Genomic DNA, 3,220 nt, shown 5'->3' with positions numbered 1-3,220 from the left:
GGTATTCAGGACCCGAGTACGATGAAGCGGAGACAATATCCGCAGCTAGTTAGTACCGGGGGCGGTAGCTCAGTTGGTTAGAGCCGCGGACTCATAATCCGTTGGTCGCGGGTTCGAGTCCCGCCCGCCCCACGTTAAAAGACCTGGTCAGAGGCGTTGCGCCCCCGGTCAGGCGTCGATCAGAAGGCCGATTTACCGGCGTTTTACCGGCGCGTGGGGGTGCGAGACCGGGTGCGAGCGGACAACCGCTGAACTAACACACGCTCCGCGACACGCCGGGGACGTGTCGGTGGGCGGTCATAGGCTGGAGCCATGAGTTGGGCCCATATCTTCACCACCCACGAGTTCTGGACCGGGGGTCTCATCGTGGGCAGCCTGGGCAGCTTCACTACCTACTTCTCCACTCGCGCCAGCGACCGGCGGAAGGCGAAGCAGGAAGAGAAGATGCAGACGCGCAAGGAGGAGCGCGAGGACAAGCTGCGCGAGCAGGAGAGCCTTTACACAGCGGCAATGGACTTCGTCGAGGTATCGACCGACATCTTGGTCACCAGCATCGACATGAAGGGCGTCTTCAATGCGATGCGTGATCTCGTGTTCAACCGCGCGGCGTTGGACGATCCGAAAGCCAAAGAGAAGCTGGACCACTCCGAGAAGGTGATGGACGCGCAGATGCGTATCGCCGTGCCGGTCAACAAGTTGAAGCTAGTCGCCCCGGTCAACGTTCTCGACTCAGCGATGCGCACATCGGCGGCCATCATGACGACCGTGCGACAGACGACAGAGCCGTTCGCAAAACCGGTAGCGCACAAAGCCGCAGCCGACGAACTCAACAACTTCTACAACGTTTTCCGTCAGGAGGTCGGGCGCGAGCCGTACACCGACGAGCAAGCGCAGCAGCAGGCATTGTCCTTTATGGAGACGCTGAAGAAGCAGGTGGACGACTACATGGAAGAGGCCAAGGCCGAGATGAAGGCGGCGGGCTTCAAGACCACGCCCTGGGACAAGCCCGGCGACAAGTCGGCCGAGCCGGGGCGCGCCGATGAAGAACCTAGCTTCCTGGGCCCAACCCCGTTGGTCCCTGTGCGGTCACTCAATATCGGCGAGGACATTTCGTTGCCGATTGCTCGGCGTGGAACGGGGTCGATAGGGCTTCGCTCGACCATTCAGAGTTTCAACGAAGGGCGAACCCAGATGACCGTCTTCGTCCAGAAGCCCGGCAAGACGGTGACCCTTAATGTGGGCCCAGATCAGCAGTTCGTCAGGGTGTCTACTCCGTAGACGCTCGGTTGGAGCTGCCATTCCGCCGACTCCGACGTCGCTGTCGCAGCCACGTAGTTCACGGATTGAAGAACAGGTTCTTGAAACGCAGCCCGAGCCACGGACGGCGGCCCTTCGCCAAAATCCCGCCGCGCAGCAGCGCCCGCCCGAGCGGTATTCGCCCGTAGACGACCAGTAAGTACGTCGCCGGGTCCGCGGAGATCACACAATCCACCGGCCCGCCGACGGCCCGGACTTCCGCCGTGCCGTCCGCGACCCGGATGACGTAGCGCGGGCCATTGCCGCGCAACCGGACCTCGTATGTCACCGGCGCGCCGCGGCCCGCCTCGGGCCGCACGATCAACGGTGACATCTCCGGGCACACCGTGCCCAGGATGAGCTTCGCGTGCGCGGCAGAGATCGGCCACGGCCGCCCTGTCTCGGTCGCGATGTCGTGTCCGTGCACGGTCAGCTCCCCTAGTGCCAGCGCGGTAAGGCAGTCCACGGTGCGGGTTCGGCCCGAGCCGTACCACGGCGTCGCGCATTCCATCTCCGGATCGGCCGCCGCCGCGAGCCGCAGAAACCGTTGTGCCGCAGCGGTGATCAGCTCCGCGAGCTGTCCCGCGTCGGTGTGGTCGACCATGTCGATGGTGGCGGCGTTGCTGGCCGCCAGTCGGGTCGGGAAGTCCGCATCCAGGTACTGTTCCGGGGTCAGCGCTTGCGGCTCCGCGGTGATCGCCGCACTGAACCCGGTGAGCACGATGTACACATGGGCCGCGGTCTCGGCGACCGTCCAGTCGGTGCCCGCGGCCGGGCGCTCGATGTCGTCGGTCTCCCGCAGCAGTGCGGTGAACCGCCCTGTCGCCGCGCTGATCGCCGCCCGGGCCGCTTCCCGGTCTAATGCCACTACTGGCTTGGTGTGGATGGTCATGGTGGCCTCCTCGGGTTGGTATGAGTCGACTGTCCGTCGTCGTCGGCGCGGGATCGTCTGTCCTGACGCGTAGATCTGTGCGGTGAGGTGTCGTAGCTCCTCCCAGAGGGACGGCAAATCTACGCGTTTCCGCTGATGTTTGCGGTACTTGGCCACCGCATGCTGGCTAGCATGAGCGGAACGGACCTACGGGCGGACACGCCGTTGAACTGGAGCGACCTGGGTATGAGCGAGCTTCCGACCGGAACGGTGACGTTGCTGCTGGCCGACGTTGAGGGCTCCACCCGGCTGTGGCAGATCCAACCGGAGGAGATGACGGCCGCCGTCGCGCGGGTGGATCGTATGGTGTGTGAGGTCATCTCCGCCTATGACGGTGTGCGGCCGGTGGAGCAGGGCGAGGGGGATAGTTTCGTGGTCGCGTTTTCGCGGGCCAGCGACGCGGTGGCGTGTGCCCTGGACTTGCAGCGGGCACCGCTGGCCCCGATCCGGCTGCGTATCGGTGTGCATACCGGGGAGGTGCAGCTGCGTGACGAGGGCAACTACATTGGTCCGACAATCAACCGGACCGCACGCCTGCGCGAGCTGGCTCACGGCGGCCAGACCGTGCTGTCGGGCACCACCAACGATCTGGTTCTCGATCGGTTGCCGGCCGACGCCTGGCTGACCGACCTTGGTTCGCATCAGCTGCGGGATCTCCCGCGCCTGGAACGGGTGGTGCAGCTGTGCCACCCCGACCTTCGCAACGACTTTCCTCCGCTTCGCACGCGCGAAAGCGTTGTTGCCCAGCATCTCCCGGTACTGTTCACCAGCTTCGTGGGCCGCGAAGCCGAATTGAATGATGTGCGGCAGATCCTGGCCGACAACCGGTTCGTGACGCTCACCGGGGCGGGCGGTGTCGGCAAGACGCGCCTGGCGGTGCAGATCGCCGCCGCGATCGCGGGTGGATTCGGCGACGGGGTGTGGTTGGTCGATCTGGCGCCGATCACCGATCCGGATCTGGTGCCGGTGGAGGTGATCCGCGCGCTGGGCCTG

At 65.0% G+C, this 3,220-nt stretch carries 3 protein-coding genes and 1 tRNA gene; 3 read left to right on the top strand and 1 reads right to left on the bottom strand.

Translation table 11 applies throughout. From position 1 onward, the window contains the following. Nucleotides 1–58: 58 nt before the first annotated feature. Nucleotides 59–132: transfer RNA gene (locus VMD50_RS18115), tRNA-Ile, on the top strand. A gap of 180 nt (nucleotides 133–312) precedes the next feature. Beyond that, the gene (locus tag VMD50_RS18110; RefSeq protein ID WP_325429259.1) at nucleotides 313–1,278 is read left to right on the top strand and encodes a hypothetical protein; all 966 of its coding nucleotides are present in this window, start codon (nucleotides 313–315) and stop codon (nucleotides 1,276–1,278) included. A gap of 58 nt (nucleotides 1,279–1,336) precedes the next feature. On the opposite strand, the gene VMD50_RS18105 is transcribed toward VMD50_RS18110, so the two are convergent. Then, nucleotides 1,337–2,188, bottom strand: a complete 852-nt coding sequence (locus VMD50_RS18105) for a maleylpyruvate isomerase N-terminal domain-containing protein (protein WP_325429257.1) — start codon at nucleotides 2,186–2,188, stop codon at nucleotides 1,337–1,339. A gap of 159 nt (nucleotides 2,189–2,347) precedes the next feature. Here VMD50_RS18105 and VMD50_RS18100 point away from each other — a divergent pair. Beyond that, a partial coding sequence (locus tag VMD50_RS18100) for an adenylate/guanylate cyclase domain-containing protein (protein WP_325429255.1) occupies nucleotides 2,348–3,220 on the top strand: 873 nt, incomplete at its 3' end.

The sequence above is a fragment of the Mycobacterium sp. genome (assembly GCF_035506235.1).
Lineage (GTDB): Bacteria > Actinomycetota > Actinomycetes > Mycobacteriales > Mycobacteriaceae > Mycobacterium.
The sequence above is the reverse complement of the archived record's forward strand: the minus strand, read 5'-3'. Positions and strand labels throughout refer to the sequence as shown.